This window comes from Streptomyces sp. NPDC029139, from assembly GCF_055564335.1.
Map to the genome: position 1 here is coordinate 823,549 of NZ_JBVHWN010000001.1, position 21,679 is coordinate 845,227.

The following is a 21,679-nucleotide window of genomic DNA, read 5'->3' on the forward strand; positions in this document are numbered from 1 at the left end:
GCCCACAATGGGACGGGTGACCGACCTCGCCGCCTTCTCCGCCCTGCTCACCCCCGAGGGCCAGACGCTCCTCGCCGCCCTGCGCGACTACGACCCCGCCCAGGAACTGGCCGTCGCCTCCCGGCTGCGCCGCGAGCACCCCGCCGAACTGGTCACAGCGGCCCTCGGCCAGGCCCGGCTGCGGCAGCGCGCGGTCGCCAAGTTCGGCGCCGAGGACGCGTACCGGATGTACTTCACGCCGAACGGCGTCGAGCAGTCGACCCGGGCCTCGGTCGGCGCCTACCGGGCCGAACGGATGAGGGACCTCGGGGTGCGGAGCGTCGCCGACCTGTGCGGTGGGATCGGCGGGGACGCGATCGCGTTCGCCCGTGCCGGGATCTCCGTCCTGGCCGTCGACCGCGACCCGGCGACGGTCGAGGCCGCCCGCGCGAACGCCGAGGCGCTGGGCCTCGCCGACCTGATCGAGGTCCGCCGCGCGGACGTGACCGAGATCGACACCTCCCCGTACGACGCGGTCTTCGTCGACCCCGCGCGACGCGGAGGGCGCGGGCGGATCTTCGACCCCGAGGCGTACTCCCCGCCGCTCTCCTGGGCGGTCGAGGCCGCCCGCAAGGCCCCGCACGCGGCCCTCAAGATCGCCCCCGGCGTCCCGCACGAGGCGGTCCCGGAGGACGCCGAGGCCGAGTGGATCTCGGACGGCGGAGACGTCAAGGAGGCCGTGCTGTGGTTCGGCACCGAGCCCGGCGCCCGGCGCGCGACGCTCCTGCCCGCCGGCACGAGCCTGACCGGCCGTGGCCTGCCCGACCCGGCGCCCCGCCCGCTCGGCCGCTACCTCTACGAACCGGACGGCGCCGTCATCCGCGCCCACTTGGTCGCCGAGGTCGCCCAGGAGCTGGACGGCGGCCTGATCGACGAGACGATCGCGTACGTCACGGCGGACGAGCTCACGCCGACCCCCTACGCCACCGCCTACGAGATCACCGACGAGATCCCCTTCAACCTGAAGAGGCTGAAGGCCCTGCTGCGCGAGCGGGAGGTCGGCACGCTGACGGTGAAGAAGCGCGGCTCGGCGGTCGAACCGGAGGAGCTCCGCCGCAGGATCAAGCCGAAGGGCAAGAACTCCGCCACGGTCTTCCTCACTCGGGTCGCGGGCGCCCCGACGATGCTGATCGGCCGTCCGGCGCCTCGTCCGTAGCATCACCCGGCGCCTCGTCCGGAACATCACCCCGCGCCTCGTCCGACGAGTGACCCCGCGAGCCCTCCGGCGGGGTGACGATCCGGACCGCGAAGCGGTAATGGCGGATCGCCTTCACCAGCCCGGCCAGACCGGGGATCCACAGTCCGAGGGCGGCGCCCATGAGGTAGGCGACCGTTCCGTACCCGCCGAGTCCCGGCCCGACGAGCTCGGCGGGCGCCGCCAGAGAGACCCACAGCCCCACCGCGCAGAGCACGAAGGAGAGCACCAGCCAGGCGGCGCTGAGGACGGGTTCCCGCAGGCGGGCGTCGCCGACGGGGTCGTGGTCCAGGGCGGCCCACCGCAGCAGTCGGTCGTACGCCTCACGGTCGCGCCACACACCGCGGGCCAGGAAGAAGACGGCCGGGACCAGCACGCCCAGCCCGATCGCCACGAGGACGAGCACGAGCATCATCGAGATCGGGTCGATGACGTCCTCCATGGCGACGAGCCCGCCCCCGGCGAGCCCCCAGCCCAGCTGCAGGGTCGCGATCCACACCAGGAACACCGCGAGCCGCCCGCCGCCCAGCAGACGGCGGGTGAGCTCGCCCATCGCCCGCGCGCGGTCCGCGAGCCGGGCCTCCCGGCCGGGCCAGCTCTGTATCTCGGCGGGCGGAGGGGGAGGGGGAAGCGGGGTACGGCGTGACATGCCCCGAGACTACCGAGCGATCACTCCCCCGCCGCGCCGGCCTCGTCCGCGTCCCCGCCCCCGCCCCCGGCGGCCCCGGCCGCCACCCCGCCCGCCTGCCTTGCCCGTTGGCGCATCAGCTCCCGCTCGCGTGCGTTCCGGGTCAGCGAGGCCGCCCGCTCGAACTCCGCCCGCGCCTCCGCGGTGCGCCCCAGCCGCTCCAGCAGGTCGCCCCGTACGCTCGGCAGCAAGTGGTACTCCGCCAGGGCGGGTTCGCCGGCCAGGGCGTCGACGAGCGCGAGCCCCGCCTCCGGGCCCTGCGCCCTCGACACGGCGACCGCGCGGTTCAACTCGACCACGGGCGACGGCGCGACGGCCGCCAGCCGGCCGTACAGCGCCGCGATGGTCCGCCAGTCGGTCTCCTCGTACGTCAGCGCCTTCGCGTGACAGGCGGCGATGGCGGCCTGGAGGGCGTACGGCCCGTGGACGCCGCCGTCGGCCGCCCGTTCGAGGGCCGCGAAGCCCCGCCGGATCAGCGACCGGTTCCAGCGGCTCCGGTTCTGGTCGGCGAGCAGCACCGGCCGCCCGTCCGGGCCGGTCCGGGCCGCCGTCCGCGAAGCCTGGATCTCCAGCAGGGCGGCAAGACCGTGGACCTCGCTCTCCTCGGGCATGAGCCCGGCGAGCACTCTGGACAGCCGCAGCGCGTCCTCGCACAGCGCCGGCCGCAGCAGGTCGTCGCCCGCCGTGGCCGAGTACCCCTCGTTGAAGATCAGGTAGATGACCTCCAGGACGGATCCGAGCCGGTCCGCCCGCTCCTCCCCGTACGGCACCTCGAACTCCACCCCGGCCTTCGCCAGGGTGCGCTTGGCCCGCACGATCCGCTGGGCGACGGTCGGTTCCGGTACGAGGAAGGCGCGGGCGATCTCGTCCGTCCGCAGCCCGCCGACCAGTCGCAGGGTCAGCGCGGTCCGGGCCTGGGCGGAGAGCACGGGGTGGCAGGCGGTGAAGATCAGCCGCAGCAGGTCGTCGTCGATGTCGCCGGGCCCGGCCGGCTCCGGGTCGTACGTCTCCTCGGTCAGCTCGCGTCCCACCTCGGCGAGCTTGCGCGCGTACGTCTCACGGCGCCGTACGAGATCGACGGCGCGGTTCTTGGCGGCGGCCGTCAGCCAGGCGCCGGGCCGGTCCGGCACCCCCGTCCGCGGCCACTGCTCCAGGGCGGCGACGAGCGCGTCCTGGGCGATCTCCTCGGCGATGCCGACATCGCGCACGATCCTCGCCACGGCGGCGATGATCCGCGCCGACTCCATCCGGAAGACCGTCTCGACGGCGGCAGGGGCGGGTGCGGTCATGGATCCACCATGACAGCACCCGCCCCGGCGGTGCCTACATCTCTTCGATCTCGCGGACCTCGCAGGTCACCTTCCACTGCGGCGGGTGAATCTCCAGGAAGCGCTTCGACCACTCGACGGCCTCCGCCATGTCCCGGCACTGGGACATCGAGTAGCCGCCGACGACCTCCTTGGTCTCGGTGAACGGGCCGTCGGTGTAACTGATCTTCCCGTCCTCCCAGACGACCCGGGTGGACTCGGAGGTCGGCTTGAGGCCGGCCGTCTCCAGCATCACGCCGGCCTTCGTGATCTCCTCGAACAGCGCGCCCATGCGCTCCTCGAAGCCGGCGTCGGCCTCCTCCATCTGGAAGGCGCCCTCTTCGATGCGGACCAGCGTCAGGTAGCGGGGCATCGTGTTCTCCTCGGCGGTGCGGTGGCGGGGCCGTTCCCCGCCTCTCACTCCTACGTCGATCGGGCTCGGCCCGCATCGACACCACGCGGAGATTCTTTTCAAGATCTTTTACGGGAGGGGCCGCTCCGTCACACGTAGTCCTCCAGGCGGGCCACCGTGAAGCCCTGGTCCTGGATGTGGCGCAGCAGGTTGGCCGTCATCTCGGTCATCGTCGTGCCCTTGAGCTCGGACGGACCGCGGAAGTGCGCCAGGATGATGTCGCCCGGGTGCAGCTTCCTGTCGCCGCGCTGGTACTGCATGTTCTTGATCTGCATCGACTCGCGCCACAGCACGATCGCGTCCACCCCGCACTCCCCGGCGGCGGCGCGGGTGTCCTCGTTCCAGTTGCCGTACGGCGGGCGGAAGAGCCGCGGGGCCGTTCCGTACCGCTCCGCCAGTCTCGTCTGCTGGCCGCAGATCTCCCGGCGCTGGGCGGCCGGGCCGAGGGTGCGCAGGTTCGGGTGGGTGAGGGTGTGGTTGGCGACGCCGTGGCCGAGGTCGGCGAGCGGCTGGAAGTAGCCGTAGTCGGTGCGGATGGCGGAGTCGGTGAGGAACATCGTCACCGGGACCTTGAGGTCCTTCATCATCGCGACGAACTCCGGGTCCTTCTCGGCGCCGTCGTCGATCGTGATGAAGACGACCTTGTCCTTCGTCGGGATGTCGCTGATGACGGGGACGGGCCCGCCGGGCGGCCGCCGCACCGGCTTGGTCGTCGGAGGGGCGGGCGGGGCGGCGAGGGGCTTGAGGCCCCACTTCCGGTACGCGGCCAGGGCCCCGGCCGCCCGGTCGGGGGCGTTGCCGCGGGCCTGGGGGCCTTCCGACCGCGTCGCCGACGGCTTCGCCGGAGGCGGCGCCGTCTCCGGCTCCGCACCCGCCGAACCGCTGCACCCCGTCATGAGCAGGGCGGCGACGGTCAGCGCCGCCCAGGCCACGATCTTCTTGTCCACGCCGTGAGTCACGCCGTGAATGATGCGATAAAAGGCCCGCGGGTTGCCTCAGTCCACGGCCTCGAAACGCCAGCGATGCACCGGACGGGTGAGCAGGTCCGCCGCCGGCTCGGGCAGTTCGGGCAGTTCGGCGTCCAGCGCGGGCGCCTCCCACCAGGTCAGCACGAGCACCCGGTCCTGGGTGGCGCGGAAGGTCTCGCGGCGCAGCGGCTCGTACGCCAGCTCCTGTGCCCGCGCCCACTCCAGGAGTTCGGCGCCGCGGCCCTGCACCGCCCGCGCCTCCCACATCAGGGTGACCCTCATGAGTACAGGTTGTCCTTGCTGACCTCGTGGACGTGGTCGTGGTCGTGGCCGTGGTTGCCCGGCACGTGCGGGTCGGTGACCGGCAGGGAGGAGTCCGCCGACAGCTCCAGGTCGGAGGCCGGCCGGTTGCGGGCGACCATCTCGGCGCCGAGCGCCGCGACCATCGCGCCGTTGTCCGTGCACAGCCCCGGCCGCGGCACCCGCAGCCGGATCCCGGCGCGCTCGCACCGCTCCTCGGCCAGGGCCCGCAGCCGCGAGTTGGCCGCGACGCCGCCGCCGATCATCAGGTGGTCGACGCCCTCGTCCTTGCAGGCCCGGACGGCCTTGCGGGTCAGCACGTCGACGACCGCCTCCTGGAAGGAGGCCGCCACGTCCCGTACCGGCACCTCCTCGCCGGCCGCCCGCTTGGCCTCGATCCAGCGGGCCACGGCGGTCTTGAGGCCGGAGAAGGAGAAGTCGTACGCGGGGTCCTTGGATCCGGTCAGGCCGCGCGGGAAGGCGATCGCGTTCGGGTCGCCCTCCTTGGCGAGCCGGTCGATGACCGGGCCGCCGGGGAAGCCGAGGTCGAGGACACGGGCGATCTTGTCGAAGGCCTCGCCGGCCGCGTCGTCGATGGTGGCGCCCATCGGCCGGACGTCGGCGGTGATGTCGGGGGCGAGCAGCAGCGAGGAGTGACCGCCGGAGACGAGCAGCGCCATCGTCGGCTCGGGCAGCGGTCCGTGCTCCAGCTGGTCGACGCAGATGTGCGAGGCGAGGTGGTTCACGCCGTACAGCGGCTTGCCGAGCGCGTACGCGTACGCCTTCGCCGCCGAGACGCCGACGAGCAGGGCGCCCGCGAGGCCGGGTCCGGCCGTCACGGCGATGCCGTCGAGGTCGCGGGCGGAGACTCCGGCCGTCTTCAGGGCACGCTCGATGGTGGGGACCATCGCCTCCAGATGGGCGCGGGAGGCGATCTCGGGCACGACTCCGCCGAAGCGGGCGTGGGTGTCCACGCTGGAGGCGATCGCGTCCGCGAGCAGGGTCGTGCCGCGGACGATGCCGACCCCGGTCTCGTCGCAGGAGGTCTCGATACCGAGTACGAGCGGTTCGTCAGCAGCCATCAGAATCAGTCTCTGTTCCTTGAACGGTCAGTCGCATCACGAGCGCGTCGACGTTGCCCGGCTGGTAGTAACCGCGCCGGAAACCGATGGGCTCGAAGCCGAAGCGCTCGTACAGCTTCTGGGCCCGGGTGTTGTCCACCCGCACCTCCAGCAGCACCTCGTCGCACTCGAAGGCGGTGGCGTGCTGGAGCAGATCGGCGAGCAGCCGGGCGCCGAGCCCGGTCCCCCACTGGTCACGGGCGACGGCGATGGTCTGGACGTCGCCGAGGCCGCCGGCGGCGGCGAGTCCGGCGTAGCCGACGAGCTTCCCGCCGGCCTCCGCGACGATGTACCGGCGGGTGGCCCGCGGCCCTCGGGCATGCGCCAGCTCGGACCAGAACATCCCCTCGGACCAGGCGTCCTCGGGAAACAGGTCGTGCTCGAGGACGAGCACGGGCTCGATGTCCCACCAGCGCATCTCGCGCAGGGTCACCCCGCTCACTTGGGCGTGACCACCTTGTAGTTCTTCGGCACCTGGGCGTCGGGCCGGCGCAGGTACATCGGCAGCGGGTCGAGGAAGTCGGCGCCCGCCGCGAGGCGTTCGGCCGCCAGGGCGGCCAGCGCGCCCGCCGACTGGTGCTCGGGGTCACGGGCGTCGGGGAAGACCTCGGGGTAGAGGCGCGCGCCGGCGCCGACGACCGGAAGTCCGGCGACCTGTTCGGCGATCTCGGCCGGCCGGTCGACGGCCGCGTCGGTCACGCGCGTACGGGAGTCGGCGTACCGGGCCCAGTAGACCTCCTTGCGGCGCGCGTCCGTCGCGACGACGAACGGCCCCTCGATCCCGGAGGCGTACGCGAGTCCGTCCAGCGTGCACAGGCCGTGCACGGGCACGCCGAGCGCGGAGGAGAAGGTCGCTGCGGTGACCAGACCCACGCGCAGTCCGGTGTACGGCCCCGGTCCGACGCCGACCACGACGCCGGTGACCGCGTCGAGGGTCGTCCCGGCCTCCTTGAGAACCCGGTCGACGGCGGGCAGCAGCAGCTCCCCGTGGCGGCGGGCGTCGACCTGCCGCGACTCGGCGACGACGGACTCGCCGTCGTGGAGGGCGACGGTGACGGCGGGCGTGGCGGTATCCATGGCGAGCAAGAGCACGCAAACAGCCTACGGCTCCCGGCCGGCAGGCACGGCGCCCCGTCCCCCAGGGGGTACGGCTGCTACCGTCACCACCGATACATACGTACAGGAGGTCGGCACGGTGGCACGGAGCAGCTCGGGATTCGTGGCCGGGCTCACCGCGGCGGCGATCGCCGCGGTCGCCTTCCTCGCCTACCAGGCGTCGGCGAACGCCCCCGCCGATGTCTCGGCCGAGCCGAGGGCCACGACGTCGGCCCCGGCGGCCACCATCACCGGCGGCCCGCAGGCGCCCCCCAGGGATCCCCTCGCCGTCCCGGCGAACTCGGGCACCGGTGCGCGCGTGGTGTACGCGCTGGGCGAGCGCCGGGTGTGGCTGGTGGACGAGAAGGGCCAGGCCACGCACACCTTCTCGGTGATGCCGAGCACGGTCCACCCGGTGCCGGGGTCGTACACCGTGACCTCGCGCTCGGGCACGGTCCGCGGCTCGGACGGCGTGCGGATCGAGCACGTGGTGCGGTTCACGACCGTGGAGGACGTGGCGATCGGCTTCAGCGCGGCGGTCGACGGCACGCTGCCGACGCCGGACCCGGAGCGGAAGACGGGCGGCATCCGGATGAAGCGGGCCGACGGCAACGCGATGTGGACGTTCGCGTCGATCGGCGCGAAGGTCGTCGTCGTCTCCTGACGCCCACCGACCGGGGTGCGCGCTTCCTTCGTACGGGCGATGCCGTGACGTGCCTGTGCCCTGACGCGCCTGTGCCACGACCCGCCCCGGGCGGGTCGTGGCCTCTGACGCGCCTACGCCGCCTCGCGGCGGTGGGCTCCCCGTCGCTCGGCGGCCCGGCGGTCGGCGCTCTGCCGCTCGGCGTCCTCGTCGGCGCCGTGCCGGAGGGCTTCCGGGTCCGGTGTGCGCGGGGGTGTCGACACCGCGTCGGCCGCCGCGCAGGATGCCAGCAGCTCACTCATGGAGATGCGCTGTTCCGCGCGCTCGCGCTCTGGCGCCGCCATGCATGCCTCCCGTAGGTTAGGTTCACCTAACCAGCTCGTGCATCCATGTCACCACGGCTCGTACGGCCGACGCAACATCTTCCCGACACCTTGTCGGAACCTACGTACGTTCAGCTCAGCACGAGGTTCTCGTCGGCCCACCGCGCGCCGATCCCACGCAGTACGACGGTGCGCCGGTCGTCGTCCGTGTCGCCGACCACCCGGTGGATCAGTACGTGCAGCCGGTCGTCCGTCAGGTCCTCGACCTTGCCGTCGCCCCACTCCACGACGACCACCGAATCGGGCAGCGAGACGTCCAGGTCCAGGTCCTCCATCTCGTCGAGACCGCCACCGAGGCGGTACGCGTCGACGTGGACCAGCGCCGGGCCGCCGACCAGCGACGGGTGGACGCGGGCGATGACGAAGGTCGGGGAGGTGACGGCGCCGCGCACGCCGAGGCCCTCTCCGAGGCCGCGGGTCAGCGTGGTCTTCCCGGCGCCGAGTTCACCGGTGAGCATCACGAGGTCGCCGGGGCGGAGCAGCTTGGCCAGGCGGCGGCCGATCTCCTGCATCTCCTCCGGGGAGTCGATGTCGAGGGTGGCGGTGGAGTGCGGTTGTTCCATACGAGCCAACTTAACTGCTGCGGGAACCGGCCTTCGTCGCCGTGGCGGGCACCGCTCCGACCTTCGCCAGCAGGTCGGCCAGCCGGTCCGTCACCACCTCGGGATGCTCCAGCATCACCAGATGACCACCGTCGTCCACGATGACCAGCTCCGCGTCCGGCAGCAGGTCGGCGATGGCCTCGGTGTGGGCGCTGGGAGTGACCAGATCGCGGTCGCCGGCGAGGGCGAGCACCGGGATCTCGGCGAAGACCTGGAGCGCCGCCGCCTTGTCGTGCTCGGAGAAGGCCGGGTAGAACTCCGCGACCACGTCGATCGGCGTCGACTCGATCATCCGCTCCGCGAACCGGGCGACCGCCGGGTCCACGTCGCGGGAGGAGAAGGAGTACTTCTTGATCAGACCGGCGAACAGGTCGGCCGTCGCCCGGCGGCCCCGCTCGACGAGTTCGGCCTGCGCGCCCAGCGCCTTCAGGACGCCGGGCAGGACCCGCCGCACCGCGTTGACCCCGGCCGTGGGCAGCCCGTAGTTGACCTCGCCGAGCCTGCCCGCCGAGGTGCCGACGAAGGCCGTTCCGACGACCCGCTCCCGGATCAGTTCGGGGTACGCGTCGGCGAGCGCCATGATCGTCATGCCGCCCATCGAGTGCCCGACGAGGACCAGCGGCCCCTCGGGCGCGGCCGCGTCGATGACGGCCTTCAGGTCGCGGCCGAGCTGGTCGATGGAGACGGGGAGGCCGTCCGGTCCGGACTGGGCGACCCCGCGGGCCGAGCGGCCGTGACTGCGCTGGTCCCAGTGGACGGTACGCACCAGGCCGCGCAGCGCCGCCCGCTGGAAGTGCCAGGCGTCCTGGGAGAGGCAGTAGCCGTGGCTGAAGACGACGGTGACGGGAGCGGGCGGTCTGCGGCCGAAGAGCCGCCGGCGACGGGGGGCCGGCGGATCCGGCTCGACCTCGTCGACCTCGTAGTACAGCGCGGTGCCGTCGTCGGCGAGCGCCTTGCCGGGGGTGCCGCGCAGGGCGCCGTAGGGGCCGGAGGCGTCGAGGGCGAGCCGGGCCTTCTGGCGCATGCCGCGCCCGACGGTGAGCCGCTCGAGGGCGACGCCCGCCGCCGCGCCGGCGGCGAGCACGCCTATCGCGGCGCCGGCGAACCCGGCGCGCCGCCAGCTGTCGGTGCTGGACTCGCTCACTGCCGCTCCCCTTCGGTCGGTGCTTATCCGTTCACGTAGACGCGCGGGACGCGTGCCCCGATGCGGGTGACGATCTCGTACGCGATGGTGTCGGCGGCCTCGGCCCAGTCCTGGGCGGTGGGCTCGCCGCGGTCGCCGGGGCCGAAGAGCAGCGCCTCGGCGCCCGGCTCGACGGTGTCCTGGCCGAGGTCGACGACGAACTGGTCCATGGCGACCCGGCCGGCGACGGTACGGATCTTGTCGCCGACCAGGACGGGACCGCGGCCGGAGGCGTGGCGCGGGACGCCGTCGGCGTATCCGACCGGGACGAGGCCGAGATGGGTCTCGCCCTCGGTGACGTAGTGGTGTCCGTAACTGACGCCGTGCCCGCCCGGGACCTGCTTGACCAGGGCGACGCTCGCCTTCAGGGACATGACCGGGCGCAGGCCGAAGTCGGCGGAGGTGCCGAGCTCTGGGCTGGGCGAGACGCCGTACATCGCGATGCCGGGCCGGACGAGGTCGAAGTGCGCCTCGGGGAGGGTGAGGGTGGCCGGCGAGTTGGCGATGTGCCGGACCTCGGGTTCGACGCCTGCCTTCTCGGCGTAGTCGAGCATCGTGCGGAAGACGTCGAGCTGGGAGGCGATGGAGGGGTGGCCGGGCTCGTCGGCGCAGGCGAAGTGCGACCAGAGGCCGGTGATCGTCACCAGCCCGTCCTTCTCCGCCTTGAGGGCCTCGCCGACGAGTTCGGGCCAGTCGGCGGGCTGGCAGCCGTTGCGGCCGAGGCCGGTGTCGCCCTTGAGCTGGATACGGGCCCGCTTGCCCGTCCCGCGCGCCGCCTCGACGACCTCGGTCAGGGCCCACATGCCGCTGACGGTCATGTCGAGGCCGGCCTCGATGCCCTCGGCCCAGGGGTCGCCGGGGGTCCAGAGCCAGCACAGGATCCGTGCGTCGGTGATCCCGGCGGCGCGCAGGGCGAGCGCCTCGTGCGGGGTCGCCGTACCGAGCCATCCGGCGCCCGCGTCGAGGGCGGCGCGGGCGCAGCGGATCGCGCCGTGTCCGTACGCGTCCGCCTTGACCACGGCCATCACCTGGGCGTGGGGCGCGACGCGGGCGCGCAGCGTGCGGACGTTCGCACGCAGCGCACCGAGGTCGATCTCGGCGCGGGCTCTGCGGGGCGGCGGTGTCTCAGTCATCGCGCCCAGTGTCTCAGGTGTCAGCTCCCGGGCCGCTTTCCCCAGATGTAGACCCGGTCACCCTTGCGCAGCGTGTCCCAGAGTTTCTTGGCGTGGGCGTGACTGAGATTCACGCAGCCGCGGCTGCCGGTGGGCGTGGCGAGCTGGCCGTAGACGGCGTGGAATGCCTGGCCCCCGTCGAAGAACTGGGCGTACGGCATGGGCGTGTTGTAGATGGTCGACCAGTGGTCCTTGTTGCGCCAGTAGATCTTCTTCCAGCCGGTACGGGTGCGGTAGCCGGGCCGCCCGCTGCGGATGTTCACCACGGCGAACGTCACCTTTTTCCCCTTCTGCACCCACATCAGCTCGCGGTTCAGGTCGACGCAGGCGACGGTGTACGTCGTCACCGGGCACTTCCCGGCGGCGTTGGGGTTCTTGCGGGCGGCGAGAAGCTCGGCGCGGGCCCAGGTGACGGGGCCGGCGTAGCCCTGGGCGGGCTTGATCTTCTCCCTCACCTGGAACGCGCGGATGGCCTTGCAGTCGGCGGCGGACTGCCTGCCGTCGGCCTTGAGCCCGAGCAACTGCTCGACCCGGCGCTGGTGGGGCCCGGTGAGCGTGGTGCAGGCCGCGGCGCCGGCGTTGCGCGGCAGGTACTCGACCAGCTCGTCGACGGGCGCCTGGGGCTCGGGCACGGGGACGCCCGGGCCGTTCTGCTGGAGGGGCGGTAGCACCTGGTCGGGGGTGTCCATGGGGTATTCGGGCTGCCCGGCGCCGGGCAGCCCGGGGACGAGTTCGTCGGCGGCGGGGGCCTGGGAGGCGGGCGCTGGTGCCGGTGCGGGCGGCGCGGGCTCGGCGAGCGCGGGCCCGGGGGTCAGCGGAAGGGCGGCTGCGGCCACGAGCAGCAGCGTCACGGCGCGAGAGGGCGAGTTCCATCTGATCACCCGCCCAGCCAACCCGCCCTCCGCCCACCGCGCCCGCCCAACCCCACGCCTGGTCCAACGGGTTCGCCCAACCGGGGGTGGGGGACCCGACGGGGAGTGGGGGATCGGACCCGTCCCACGACGGCACGGCACGCGTCACGACGGCACGGCACGCGTCACGACGGCACGGCACGACACTGCACGACAGCGCGTCGCGCCCCACCTCAGGCCAGCACGTCGCGCCACGCCTCCGGCAGAGCGGCCGCCACATCGCTCGCCGCGATCGGCGCGCCTCCCGACACACGGCGCGCCGCCAGTCCGTGGAGGTACGCGGCGACCGACCCGGCGTCCAGCGCGCTCAGGCCCGCCGCCAGCAGGGAACCGGCCAGGCCCGAGAGGACGTCCCCGCTGCCCGCCGTGGCCAGCCATGACGTGCCGGTCGGGTTCACCCGTATCGGCTCCGCGCCCGACGCGACGAGCGTCGTCGACCCCTTGAGCAGCACCGTCGCCCCGTACCCCGCCGCCAGCTCCCGTACGGCCTCCAGCCGCCCGGTCTCCACCGCCTCCCGCGAGACGCCCAGCAGCGCCGCCGCCTCGCCCGCGTGGGGGGTGAGCAGCGTCGGGGCGCTGCGCGCCCGGACCACCGACGCCGACAGGTCCCGCAGGCCGTCCGCGTCCACCAGGACCGGTACGTCCGAGGCCAGGGCGTCCGCGACGCCCGGCCCGTCACCGAGCCCGGGTCCCACCACCCATGCCTGCACCCGTCCCGCCTTCGACGGCGGCCCCGCGTGCACCAGCGTCTCGGGGTGGCGCGCGATCACCGCCTCGCCCGCCGGACCGACGTACCGCACCGCTCCCGCCCCGCCCCGCAGCGCGCCCGCCACCGCGAGCACCGCCGCGCCGGGATAGCGTGCCGAACCGGCCACCACGCCCACCACACCCCGCCGGTACTTGTCGCTCTCCACGCCTGGTACGGGCAACAGCCGCGCCACGTCCTCGTGTTGGAGCGCCTGGAGCTCCGGCACGGACGGCAGGTGGTCCCCGAGGCCGATGTCCACGAGCCGCACCGCCCCGGCGTACTCCCGCGCGGGGTCGATCAGCAGGCCCGGCTTGTAGGTCCCGAACGTCACCGTCGCGTCGGCCCGCAGCGCCTCCCCCGTGACCTCCCCCGAGTCCGCGTCCACACCGCTCGGCAGGTCGACGGCGACCACGACCGCGTCCGAGCCGCGGGCGGCCCGGGCGACCGGGACGGCCTCCGGGCGCAGTCCACCGCGCCCGCCGATGCCGGTGATCCCGTCCAGGACGAGATCGGCCGCGGCGAGCGGCTCGAACGGGTCCTCCGCCACCCGCCCGCCGGCCGCCCGGAGCGCCGCGAGCCCGCGCTCGTGGGCCCGCGAGCCGAGCAGGACGGCCGTCACGCCCGCCCCGCGCCGGGCGAGCCGCGCCCCGGCGTAGAGGGCGTCGCCGCCGTTGTCCCCGCTGCCGACGAGGAGCACGACCCTCGCCCCGTACACATGGCCACGCCCGAGGAGCGACAGGCAGGCGGCGGCGAGCCCCGCGGCCGCCCGCCGCATGAGCGCGTCCTGGGGAAGCGTCGCCATCATCTCGGCCTCGGCGGCCCGTACGGTCTCCACGCGGTAAGCGGTACGCATGTCCCGCAGTCTGCCGCACGCCCCAAGCCGCCGCCCGGTCGCGCCGGTTGACGCGCCCGGGGCCTGCCCCCCCGATCCCCCGCCCCGCCGAGGTGTCACCCCTCGGCGATCACCATCGCCGACGCCACCCCCGCGTCATGGCTCAGGGACACGTGCCAGTGCCGCACGCCCAGCTCCGCCGCCCGGGCCGCCACCGTGCCCCGCACCCGCAGCCGCGGCTGGCCGCTGTCCTCGACGTACACCTCGGCGTCCGTCCAGTGCAGTCCGCCCGGCGCGCCGAGCGCCTTGGCCACCGCCTCCTTCGCGGCGAACCGCACCGCGAGGGAGGCGGTGCCGCGCCGCTCGCCGCTCGGGAGCAGCAGCTCCCGCTCGACGAAGAGGCGTTGCAACAGCCCCGGCGTCCGTTCGATCGACGCGGCGAAGCGGTCGATCTCCGCCACGTCGATCCCCACCCCGATGATCATTCGCTCATCACTCCACGGTCACAGATTTCGCCAGGTTGCGCGGCTGGTCCACCTCGTTGCCGCGCGCCGTCGCCAGTTCGCAGGCGAAGACCTGGAGCGGCACGGTGGAGACCAGCGGCTGGAGCAGCGTAGGCGTTGCGGGGATACGGATGAGGTGGTCGGCGTACGGGACGACCGCCTCGTCGCCCTCCTCCGCGATCACGATCGTCCGCGCTCCGCGGGCCCGGATCTCCTGGATGTTCGACACGATCTTGTCGTGCAGGACGGACCGCCCGCGCGGCGAGGGCACGACGACCACCACCGGCAGGTCCTTCTCGATGAGGGCGATCGGCCCGTGCTTCAGCTCGCCGGCCGCGAAGCCCTCGGCGTGCATGTACGCCAGTTCCTTCAGCTTCAGCGCGCCCTCCAGGGCCACGGGGTAGCCGACGTGGCGGCCGAGGAAGAGGACGGTGTCCTTGTCGGCGAGGGAGCGGGCGAGGGCTCGTACCGGCTCCATCGTCTCCAGGACGCGCTCGACCTCGTCGGCGATCCGGGAGAGCTCGCGCACGACGGCGTGGATCTCGTCGCCCCACTTCGTCCCGCGGACCTGCCCCAGGTACAGCGCCAGCAGGTAGCAGGCCACCAGCTGCGTCAGGAACGCCTTCGTGGACGCGACGGCGACTTCCGGACCGGCGTGCGTGTAGAGCACGGCGTCGGACTCCCTCGGGATCGTCGAGCCGTTCGTGTTGCACACGGCGAGGACCTTCGCGCCCTGCTCGCGCGCGTGCCGCAGCGCCATGAGGGTGTCCATCGTCTCGCCGGACTGGGAGATCGCGATGACGAGCGTGCGCTGGCCGAGGATCGGGTCGCGGTAGCGGAACTCGCTGGCGAGCTCGACCTCGCAGGGGATTCTCGTCCAGTGCTCGATGGCGTACTTCGCGATCATTCCGGCGTGGAAGGCCGTGCCGCAGGCGATGATGACGACCTTGTCGGCCTCCCTGAGCACCGCGTCCGGGATGCGCACCTCGTCGAGCCGGAGGCGCCCGCCCGCGTCGATCCGGCCGAGGAGGGTGTCGGCGACGGCCTTGGGCTGCTCGGCGATCTCCTTGAGCATGAAGTAGTCGTAGCCGCCCTTCTCGGCGGCCGAGGCGTCCCAGTCGACGTGGTAGGCCCGCACGTCGGCGGGCGCGCCGGCGAAGTCGGTGACGTCGACGCCCTCCCGGGAGAGCTTCACGACCTGGTCCTGTCCGAGTTCGATCGCGGACCGCGTGTGCGCGATGAACGCGGACACGTCGGAGGCGAGAAAGTTCTCCCCCTCGCCGACGCCGACCACGAGGGGGGAGTTCCGCCGGGCGCCGACCACGACGTCCGGCTCGTCCGCGTGGACGGCGACGAGCGTGAACGCGCCGTCGAGCCGCCGGCAGACCAGCCGCATCGCCTCGGCCAGGTCGCCGCAGGAGGAGAACTCCTCGGCGAGGAGATGGGCCACGACCTCGGTGTCCGTCTCGGACGCGAGATCGTGCCCCCGTTCCTCCAGCTCGGCGCGCAGGACGGCGAAGTTCTCGATGATCCCGTTGTGGACGACGGCCACGCGCCCCGCGTTGTCGAGATGCGGGTGCGCGTTGGTGTCGGTCGGGCCGCCGTGAGTGGCCCAGCGGGTGTGCCCGATGCCGGTGGACCCGCTCGACAGCGGCCGGTCCACCAGCTCCTTCTCCAGATTGACGAGCTTGCCCGCCTTCTTCGCCGCGGCCAGTCCCCCGTCGGAGAGCACCGCGACACCGGCCGAGTCGTAGCCCCGGTACTCGAGCCGCTTCAGGCCCGCGATCACCACATCAAGCGCCGACTGCCCGCCGACGTAACCCACGATTCCGCACATGGCGGCAGCCTACGACCGAAGGCGCCCGAGGGCCCGGACTCAGGCGAGCTTCGCCGCCTGCGCGTCGATCACGGTCTTCGGCAGCTCCTTGACCTTGCCGCTGAGGCTCAGGGTGGAGAAGGAGGCCAGCGTGTTGCCCTTGCGGAAGGCCACCACGTTGGTGATGAACGGCTTACCGTCCATGTCCGTCGTGACGGTGAAGGCCACCGCCTCCTCACCGGCGCTGACGGTCTCCGGAGTGACCTTGTGGACCGTCGACTTCTCGCCGCCGCCGACGGTCGTGAAGCCGCCCGCGCACTCCGTACCGGCCTTCTTCAGCGAGGCGATCGCGTCCTGCGCGCCGCTCCCGTCGTACGAGCCGAGGGTGACGGCCGTCACCGGGGCTGCGAGCGCGCCCAGGGCCTCCTCGGGCGAGGCGGTCGCTCCGCTCGTCTTCGGCACCTCGATGGTCTTGCGCTGCACACTGGCGGCAGGGTCGCCGGTCGCGAGGAACGACATGGCGTCGGCGAGCGGCTTGCAGCCGGGCTTGTCGGTGGTGATGTCGCTGGACTTCACGACGTCGGAGGGCTTGGCCTTCTGCACCTGGTAGCCCGTGAGATCGGCCTGCTCGACGATCAGCTTCTCCAGCTCGGCGACGGACAGCGCCTTGGCGTCCGGCGCGGCGGAGGCGGTGGCGGACGCCTTGGGCGCGTCCTTCCCCTTGTCCTCGCTCTTCCCGTCCCCGCCACAGGCGGTGAGCAGCAGGCCGAGCGAGGCGGCGGTGGCAGCGGCGGCGATGGTTCTGACGGACGTACGCATACGGATGTGACCTTCTGTCCCTTTGTGCCGCCCGGGGCGGCGTCCCCCCGCGTGAAAACCACAGCCCACGCGGCCAACCTGCATGATCACGGTAGACGAGAGGTCCGACAACGGGTTTTCCGCGTGACCGAGCCCACCACCCACAACCGCCCCCGACCCACGACAATGGCGGGGTGATCACTTCGCCGCCACGAAGCGCCAACGGCAACGGCAACGGCGCCACGCCCCGACGGGGCCCCGACGCCACGCCGTATGTCGACCTCACCCGCGCCGAGTGGAGCGCTCTGCGGGACAAGACGCCGCTGCCCCTCTCCGCCGACGAGGTGGAGCGGCTGCGGGGCCTCGGGGACGTCATCGACCTCGACGAGGTGCGGGACATCTATCTGCCGCTGTCCCGCCTGCTCAACCTGTACGTCCAGGCCACCAGCGGCCTGCGCGGGGCGCTGAACACCTTCCTCGGCGAGCGCGGCGAGCAGCGCGGTACGCCCTTCGTCATAGGGGTCGCCGGTTCCGTCGCCGTCGGCAAGTCCACCGTCGCCCGTCTCCTCCAGGCGCTCCTCGCCCGCTGGCCCGAGCACCCGCGCGTGGAGCTGGTGACCACCGACGGCTTCCTCTACCCGATGGAGGAGCTGAAGGCGCGCGGGCTGCTGTCCCGCAAGGGCTTCCCCGAGTCGTACGACCGCCGGGCCCTGACCCGGTTCGTCGCCGACATCAAGGCGGGCAAGGAGGAGGTCACCGCTCCGGTCTACTCCCACCTGATCTACGACATCGTCCCCGGCGAGCGGCTCGTCGTGCGCCGTCCCGACATCCTGATCGTCGAGGGGCTCAACGTCCTCCAGCCGGCCCTGCCCGGCAAGGACGGCCGGACCCGCGTCGGGCTCGCCGACTACTTCGACTTCTCCGTGTACGTGGACGCGCGGCCCGAGGACATCGAGCGCTGGTACCTCAACCGCTTCCGCAAGCTGCGCGAGACGGCGTTCCAGAACCCGTTCTCGTACTTCCAGCGCTACACCCAGGTCTCCGAGGAGGAGGCACTGGACTACGCCCGCACGATGTGGCGGACGATCAACAAGGTGAACCTGCTGGAGAACGTGGCCCCCACGCGTGGCCGGGCGACCCTCGTCGTCCGCAAGGGGCCGGACCACAAGGTGCAGCGCCTGAGTCTCCGTAAGCTCTGAGCCTCCGTGAGGGCTGAGCCTCCGTGAGCTCTGAGTCCCCGTGAGCTCTGAGTCCCCGTGAGCTCTGAGCCTGCGTGAACTCCGAGTGCCTGTGCGCTCCGAGCCTCCGTAAGCTCTGGGGATGCTGCATCTGCGGATGATCGTCCCTCCCGAGCGCACGGAGGCGGCGGTCCAGCTCATCGAGAAGACCGTCGGCACCACCCATCTGGTCGTCCTGCCGGGTGCCGCCCGCGACCCCTCCGGCGACCTCGTGCTCTGTGACGTGGCTCGCGAGGCCGGGGACGAACTACTGAGTGCGCTCTGCGACCTGAACATCGATCAGGACGGCTCGATCGCGGTCGAGGACATCGCCCTCTCGCTCTCGAAGCGCGCGGACCAGGCCGAGGAGGAGGCTCCGGGAGAGGCCGCCGACGCGGTGCTCTGGGAGCAGCTGACCGAGGCGACCCACGAGGAGTCGACCCTCTCGGTCACCTACTGCGCCTTCATGGTCCTGGCGACGATGATCGCGGCCTGCGGTGTCGTGCTGGACAACGCGGTCCTGATCGTGGGCGCGATGGCGGTCGGCCCCGAGTTCGGCCCGCTCGCCGGCGTCTGTACGGGGGTGGTGCGACGCGCTCCACGGCTGGCCGCGCGCTCACTGATCGCGCTGCTGGCCGGCTTCGCGGCGGCGATCGCGGCGACGACCCTCTTCAGCCTGGGGATGGACGCGCTGGGCCTGTTCAGCGCGGATCAGCTCGACAACCCCCGGCCCAACACGAGCTTCATCTGGCAGCCGGACCCGTTCTCCTTCGTCGTCGCCCTGCTCGCGGGCGCGGCCGGGACGCTCTCGCTGACCTCGTCGAAGTCCGGGGCCCTGGTCGGCGTCGCGATCTCCGTCACCACGGTCCCGGCCGCCGCGAACGCCGCCGTGGCCCTCAGCTACGGGGAGTTCGGCCAGATGTGGGGGTCGGCGGAGCAGCTGCTGCTGAACCTCTTCGGCATCATGCTGGCGGGTGTACTGACGCTGTACGCGCAGAAGTGGCTGTGGCGGACCCAGCGCGACCGCTGGACCCGGCCCGGTAAGCGCTGACGCACCGGCAAGCACAGACGAAGAGGTTCAGCAGCACGAAGGCCCCGCCCCCCGGTCTCCCGGGTGGCGGGGCCTCCTCATGATCAGCCCGGTGAGGCTAGCCCAGCGCCGACTTCACCACGTCGGCCAGCCGGCCCGCCACCGCCCGCGCCTGCTCGATGTCGGCGGCCTCCACCATCACGCGTACCAGCGGCTCCGTCCCCGAGGAGCGCAGCAGCACGCGTCCGGTGGTGCCCAGCTCGCGCTCGGCCTCGGTGACCGCGGTGGCCAGCTCTCCCGAGGTGGCCACGCGGGTCTTGTCGACGTCCCGCACGTTGACGAGCACCTGCGGCAGCCGCTCCATCACGGAGGCGAGGTCCGCGATGGACCTGCCGGTCGCCGCGACCCGCGCCGCCAGCATCAGGCCGGTCAGCGTGCCGTCGCCGGTGGTGGCGTGGTCGAGCACGATCACGTGCCCGGACTGCTCGCCGCCGAGGGCGAAGCCGTGCTCCTTCATCGACTCCAGGACGTACCGGTCGCCGACCGCCGTCTGCACCAGCTGGAGCCCCTCGCGCTCCATGGCGATCTTGAAGCCGAGGTTGGACATCACGGTCGCGACAACGGTGTCGCCGCGCAGCGTCCCGGCCTCACGCATGGCGAGGGCGAGCACGGCGAGGATCTGGTCGCCGTCGATCTCGTTGCCGGCGGCGTCGACGGCGAGGCAGCGGTCCGCGTCCCCGTCGTGGGCGATGCCGAGGTCCGCGCCGTGCTCGACGACGGCGGCCTTGAGCAGCTCGAGGTGGGTGGAGCCGCACCCGTCGTTGATGTTGAGGCCGTCCGGGTCCGCACCGATCGTGACGACCTCGGCACCGGCCCGCGAGAACGCCTCGGGCGACACGCGCGAGGCGGCGCCGTGCGCCTCGTCGAGGACGACCTTCAGCCCGTCGAGCCGGTTCGGGAGGACGGCGATGAGGTGGGCGACGTACTTGTCGAAGCCCTCGTCGTAGTCACGGACCCGGCCGACGCCGGCGCCGGTCGGCCGCTCCCACGGGGCGCCGGTACGGTGCTCCTCGTAGACGGACTCGATCCGGTCCTCCAGCTCGTCGGCGAGCTTGTGGCCGCCGCGGGCGAAGAACTTGATGCCGTTGTCGGGCATCGCGTTGTGGCTCGCGGAGAGCATCACACCGAGGTCGGCGCCGAGCGCTCCGGTGAGGTACGCCACGGCCGGGGTGGGCAGCACGCCGACCCGCAGGACGTCCACGCCGGCGCTCGCGAGGCCCGCCACGACGGCGGCCTCCAGGAACTCTCCCGACGCACGCGGGTCACGTCCGACCACCGCGGTCGGCCGATGGCCCTCGAAGGTCCCCGCCTCGGCGAGCACGTGCGCCGCCGCGACCGACAGGCCGAGCGCCAGCTCCGCCGTCAGATCCGCGTTGGCCACACCGCGAACACCGTCCGTGCCGAAGAGTCGTCCCACAGCTGTCCTCCGAAACTGCTCCGAAAATGCGAACCCCTGAGCGCCGATGCCCGTTGTGACGTCAGAGCTGCCCAGAAAGGCCCAGGGTGGGGAAAAGACGTACGCCCCGGCAGCACGGGCAGTGCCGCCGGGGCGTACGTGCAAAACAGACCGAGCAGGCGATTAACGCTTGCTGTACTGCGGGGCCTTACGGGCCTTCTTGAGACCGGCCTTCTTGCGCTCGACCGCACGGTCGTCGCGGGAGAGGAAGCCGGCCTTCTTCAGCGCCGGGCGGTTGTTCTCGACGTCCGCCTCGTTCAGCGCACGGGCCACACCGAGGCGCAGGGCGCCAGCCTGACCCGAGACGCCGCCACCCGCGATGCGGGCGATGACGTCGTAGCGGTTGTCCAGCTCGAGCACCTTGAAGGGCTCGTTGACTTCCTGCTGGTGCACCTTGTTCGGGAAGTAGTCCTCGAGCGTGCGCCCGTTGATCTTCCACTTGCCGGTGCCCGGGACGATCCGGACGCGGGCGATGGCGTTCTTGCGACGACCCAGGCCGGCGGCCGGCTGCGGGTCACCGAAGCGGGACGCCAGGGACTCCGAGGTGTACTCACCCTCGACGGGGACCTCGGACTCGAAGGTGGTGACCTCGGCGTAGGTCTCCTCGCCCTCGATGGGGTTCTCAACAGTGGTCTCGGCCACGATGCTCCTCAGATTTCTTTCGTTCTTAGGGGTGTGGCCGGAACTACTGCGCGACCTGGGTGATCTCGAACGGGACCGGCTGCTGGGCAGCGTGCGGGTGGTTCTCGCCCGCGTAGACCTTCAGCTTCGAGAGCATCTGACGGCCCAGGGTGTTCTTGGGGATCATGCCCTTGATGGCCTTCTCGACGGCCTTCTCGGGGTTCTTCTCCAGCAGCTCGTCGTAACGGACGGAGCGCAGACCACCCGGGAAGCCGGAGTGGCGGTACGCCAGCTTCTGGGTCTTCTTGTTGCCGGACAGGTGGACCTTGTCAGCGTTGATGATGATGACGAAGTCGCCCATGTCCATGTGGGGGGCGTAGACCGGCTTGTGCTTGCCTCGCAGGAGGTTCGCAGCCGTGGTCGCCAGACGGCCCAGGACGATGTCCTGCGCGTCGATGATGTGCCACTGGCGAGTTACATCGCCGGGCTTGGGGCTGTACGTACGCACTTCGTAGCCTTCGCTTCTTCAGTGGATGGAGTCCAGACACACCTGAAGCGATCATGCAGCTGGGGCCTGCA

General features: G+C 72.3%; 24 protein-coding genes. 4 read left to right on the forward strand and 20 right to left on the reverse strand.

Annotated features, from left to right (window positions below):
* The first annotated feature begins 7 nt into the window (after positions 1–7).
* On the forward strand, positions 8–1,195 hold the full coding sequence (locus tag ACZ4VW_RS03685) for a THUMP-like domain-containing protein (protein WP_467957990.1): 1,188 nt from the start codon (positions 8–10) through the stop codon (positions 1,193–1,195).
* On the opposite strand, the gene ACZ4VW_RS03690 is transcribed toward ACZ4VW_RS03685, so the two are convergent.
* From ACZ4VW_RS03690 to tsaB, 8 genes are all read right to left on the reverse strand, one after another.
* Complete coding sequence (locus ACZ4VW_RS03690; RefSeq protein ID WP_467957992.1) at positions 1,137–1,883, reverse strand: hypothetical protein; 747 nt, start codon at positions 1,881–1,883, stop codon at positions 1,137–1,139. The genes ACZ4VW_RS03685 and ACZ4VW_RS03690 overlap by 59 nt on opposite strands.
* A 20-nt stretch (positions 1,884–1,903) precedes the next feature.
* Positions 1,904–3,211 (reverse strand): RNA polymerase sigma factor, encoded by a 1,308-nt coding sequence (locus ACZ4VW_RS03695; RefSeq protein WP_467957994.1) that lies wholly within the window; start codon positions 3,209–3,211, stop codon positions 1,904–1,906.
* A gap of 34 nt (positions 3,212–3,245) precedes the next feature.
* The gene (locus tag ACZ4VW_RS03700; protein WP_467957996.1) at positions 3,246–3,602 is read right to left on the reverse strand and encodes a YciI family protein; all 357 of its coding nucleotides are present in this window, start codon (positions 3,600–3,602) and stop codon (positions 3,246–3,248) included.
* 128 nt (positions 3,603–3,730) lie between these two features.
* Positions 3,731–4,600 (reverse strand): polysaccharide deacetylase family protein, encoded by an 870-nt coding sequence (locus ACZ4VW_RS03705; protein ID WP_467957998.1) that lies wholly within the window; start codon positions 4,598–4,600, stop codon positions 3,731–3,733.
* A 36-nt stretch (positions 4,601–4,636) separates the two neighbouring features.
* On the reverse strand, positions 4,637–4,891 hold the full coding sequence (locus ACZ4VW_RS03710) for a hypothetical protein (RefSeq protein ID WP_467958000.1): 255 nt from the start codon (positions 4,889–4,891) through the stop codon (positions 4,637–4,639).
* Positions 4,888–5,991: a tRNA (adenosine(37)-N6)-threonylcarbamoyltransferase complex transferase subunit TsaD gene (tsaD, locus tag ACZ4VW_RS03715; RefSeq protein WP_467958002.1), complete on the reverse strand. Its 1,104-nt coding sequence runs from the start codon at positions 5,989–5,991 to the stop codon at positions 4,888–4,890. The genes ACZ4VW_RS03710 and tsaD overlap by 4 nt, the downstream gene beginning before the upstream one ends.
* Positions 5,981–6,448 (reverse strand): ribosomal protein S18-alanine N-acetyltransferase, encoded by a 468-nt coding sequence (gene rimI / locus ACZ4VW_RS03720; RefSeq protein WP_467958173.1) that lies wholly within the window; start codon positions 6,446–6,448, stop codon positions 5,981–5,983. Before rimI ends, tsaD begins: the two co-directional genes overlap by 11 nt.
* Before the next feature lie 20 nt (positions 6,449–6,468).
* Entirely contained in the window at positions 6,469–7,122 is a 654-nt protein-coding gene (gene tsaB / locus ACZ4VW_RS03725; protein ID WP_467958004.1) for a tRNA (adenosine(37)-N6)-threonylcarbamoyltransferase complex dimerization subunit type 1 TsaB, read from the reverse strand.
* Between the two features lie 103 nt (positions 7,123–7,225).
* On the opposite strand from tsaB, the gene ACZ4VW_RS03730 reads away from it, so the two are divergent.
* Positions 7,226–7,789, forward strand: coding sequence for a hypothetical protein (locus ACZ4VW_RS03730; RefSeq protein ID WP_467958006.1), 564 nt, complete (start codon positions 7,226–7,228; stop codon positions 7,787–7,789).
* Positions 7,790–7,902: 113 nt separating this feature from the next.
* On the opposite strand, the gene ACZ4VW_RS03735 is transcribed toward ACZ4VW_RS03730, so the two are convergent.
* The 9 genes from ACZ4VW_RS03735 to ACZ4VW_RS03775 all read right to left on the reverse strand — a co-directional run bounded on the left by ACZ4VW_RS03735 (position 7,903) and on the right by ACZ4VW_RS03775 (position 16,737).
* Positions 7,903–8,112: a hypothetical protein gene (locus tag ACZ4VW_RS03735; protein WP_467958008.1), complete on the reverse strand. Its 210-nt coding sequence runs from the start codon at positions 8,110–8,112 to the stop codon at positions 7,903–7,905.
* Between the two features lie 110 nt (positions 8,113–8,222).
* The gene (gene tsaE / locus ACZ4VW_RS03740) at positions 8,223–8,714 is read right to left on the reverse strand and encodes a tRNA (adenosine(37)-N6)-threonylcarbamoyltransferase complex ATPase subunit type 1 TsaE (RefSeq protein ID WP_467958010.1); all 492 of its coding nucleotides are present in this window, start codon (positions 8,712–8,714) and stop codon (positions 8,223–8,225) included.
* 10 nt (positions 8,715–8,724) lie between these two features.
* Complete coding sequence (locus ACZ4VW_RS03745; RefSeq protein ID WP_467958012.1) at positions 8,725–9,897, reverse strand: alpha/beta fold hydrolase; 1,173 nt, start codon at positions 9,895–9,897, stop codon at positions 8,725–8,727.
* 23 nt (positions 9,898–9,920) lie between these two features.
* Positions 9,921–11,069 carry an alanine racemase gene (gene alr, locus ACZ4VW_RS03750; RefSeq protein ID WP_467958014.1) on the reverse strand — a complete coding sequence of 383 codons (1,149 nt, stop codon included), beginning with the start codon at positions 11,067–11,069 and terminating at the stop codon, positions 9,921–9,923.
* 20 nt (positions 11,070–11,089) lie between these two features.
* A complete protein-coding gene (locus tag ACZ4VW_RS03755; protein WP_467958175.1) occupies positions 11,090–11,953 on the reverse strand; it encodes a L,D-transpeptidase family protein in 864 nt (287 codons plus the stop codon).
* Positions 11,954–12,192: 239 nt separating this feature from the next.
* Entirely contained in the window at positions 12,193–13,620 is a 1,428-nt protein-coding gene (locus tag ACZ4VW_RS03760) for an NAD(P)H-hydrate dehydratase (RefSeq protein ID WP_467958016.1), read from the reverse strand.
* Positions 13,621–13,715: 95 nt separating this feature from the next.
* Positions 13,716–14,084 carry a holo-ACP synthase gene (locus tag ACZ4VW_RS03765; protein WP_467958018.1) on the reverse strand — a complete coding sequence of 123 codons (369 nt, stop codon included), beginning with the start codon at positions 14,082–14,084 and terminating at the stop codon, positions 13,716–13,718.
* Between the two features lie 7 nt (positions 14,085–14,091).
* A complete protein-coding gene (gene glmS / locus ACZ4VW_RS03770; protein ID WP_467958020.1) occupies positions 14,092–15,939 on the reverse strand; it encodes a glutamine--fructose-6-phosphate transaminase (isomerizing) in 1,848 nt (615 codons plus the stop codon).
* A gap of 39 nt (positions 15,940–15,978) precedes the next feature.
* Positions 15,979–16,737: a hypothetical protein gene (locus ACZ4VW_RS03775; protein ID WP_467958022.1), complete on the reverse strand. Its 759-nt coding sequence runs from the start codon at positions 16,735–16,737 to the stop codon at positions 15,979–15,981.
* 173 nt (positions 16,738–16,910) lie between these two features.
* On the opposite strand from ACZ4VW_RS03775, the gene coaA reads away from it, so the two are divergent.
* Positions 16,911–17,915, forward strand: a complete 1,005-nt coding sequence (gene coaA, locus ACZ4VW_RS03780) for a type I pantothenate kinase (protein WP_467958024.1) — start codon at positions 16,911–16,913, stop codon at positions 17,913–17,915.
* A 121-nt stretch (positions 17,916–18,036) separates the two neighbouring features.
* Positions 18,037–18,984 carry a DUF389 domain-containing protein gene (locus tag ACZ4VW_RS03785; protein WP_467958026.1) on the forward strand — a complete coding sequence of 316 codons (948 nt, stop codon included), beginning with the start codon at positions 18,037–18,039 and terminating at the stop codon, positions 18,982–18,984.
* A gap of 97 nt (positions 18,985–19,081) precedes the next feature.
* On the opposite strand, the gene glmM is transcribed toward ACZ4VW_RS03785, so the two are convergent.
* The 3 genes from glmM to rplM all read right to left on the reverse strand — a co-directional run bounded on the left by glmM (position 19,082) and on the right by rplM (position 21,608).
* Positions 19,082–20,440 (reverse strand): phosphoglucosamine mutase, encoded by a 1,359-nt coding sequence (gene glmM, locus ACZ4VW_RS03790; protein WP_467958028.1) that lies wholly within the window; start codon positions 20,438–20,440, stop codon positions 19,082–19,084.
* Between the two features lie 162 nt (positions 20,441–20,602).
* Positions 20,603–21,121 carry a 30S ribosomal protein S9 gene (gene rpsI, locus ACZ4VW_RS03795; RefSeq protein ID WP_315891611.1) on the reverse strand — a complete coding sequence of 173 codons (519 nt, stop codon included), beginning with the start codon at positions 21,119–21,121 and terminating at the stop codon, positions 20,603–20,605.
* A gap of 43 nt (positions 21,122–21,164) precedes the next feature.
* Positions 21,165–21,608, reverse strand: coding sequence for a 50S ribosomal protein L13 (gene rplM / locus ACZ4VW_RS03800; RefSeq protein ID WP_030214060.1), 444 nt, complete (start codon positions 21,606–21,608; stop codon positions 21,165–21,167).
* Positions 21,609–21,679 lie beyond the last annotated feature (71 nt).

Excerpts from the sequence above, each read along its gene's own strand:
- ACZ4VW_RS03735 (WP_467958008.1), bottom strand. The coding sequence starts at position 8,112 with ATGGCGGCGCCAGAGCGCGAGCGCGCGGAACAGCGCATCTCCATGAGT.
- ACZ4VW_RS03685 (WP_467957990.1), top strand. The coding sequence starts at position 8 with ATGGGACGGGTGACCGACCTCGCCGCCTTCTCCGCCCTGCTCACCCCC.
- alr (WP_467958014.1), bottom strand. The coding sequence starts at position 11,069 with ATGACTGAGACACCGCCGCCCCGCAGAGCCCGCGCCGAGATCGACCTC.
- ACZ4VW_RS03760 (WP_467958016.1), bottom strand. The coding sequence starts at position 13,620 with ATGCGTACCGCTTACCGCGTGGAGACCGTACGGGCCGCCGAGGCCGAG.
- ACZ4VW_RS03765 (WP_467958018.1), bottom strand. The coding sequence starts at position 14,084 with ATGATCATCGGGGTGGGGATCGACGTGGCGGAGATCGACCGCTTCGCC.
- rimI (WP_467958173.1), bottom strand. The coding sequence starts at position 6,448 with ATGCGCTGGTGGGACATCGAGCCCGTGCTCGTCCTCGAGCACGACCTG.
- ACZ4VW_RS03690 (WP_467957992.1), bottom strand. The coding sequence starts at position 1,883 with ATGTCACGCCGTACCCCGCTTCCCCCTCCCCCTCCGCCCGCCGAGATA.
- ACZ4VW_RS03700 (WP_467957996.1), bottom strand. The coding sequence starts at position 3,602 with ATGCCCCGCTACCTGACGCTGGTCCGCATCGAAGAGGGCGCCTTCCAG.
- tsaD (WP_467958002.1), bottom strand. The coding sequence starts at position 5,991 with ATGGCTGCTGACGAACCGCTCGTACTCGGTATCGAGACCTCCTGCGAC.
- ACZ4VW_RS03775 (WP_467958022.1), bottom strand. The coding sequence starts at position 16,737 with ATGCGTACGTCCGTCAGAACCATCGCCGCCGCTGCCACCGCCGCCTCG.
- ACZ4VW_RS03785 (WP_467958026.1), top strand. The coding sequence starts at position 18,037 with ATGCTGCATCTGCGGATGATCGTCCCTCCCGAGCGCACGGAGGCGGCG.
- glmS (WP_467958020.1), bottom strand. The coding sequence starts at position 15,939 with ATGTGCGGAATCGTGGGTTACGTCGGCGGGCAGTCGGCGCTTGATGTG.
- tsaE (WP_467958010.1), bottom strand. The coding sequence starts at position 8,714 with ATGGAACAACCGCACTCCACCGCCACCCTCGACATCGACTCCCCGGAG.
- ACZ4VW_RS03695 (WP_467957994.1), bottom strand. The coding sequence starts at position 3,211 with ATGACCGCACCCGCCCCTGCCGCCGTCGAGACGGTCTTCCGGATGGAG.
- ACZ4VW_RS03710 (WP_467958000.1), bottom strand. The coding sequence starts at position 4,891 with ATGAGGGTCACCCTGATGTGGGAGGCGCGGGCGGTGCAGGGCCGCGGC.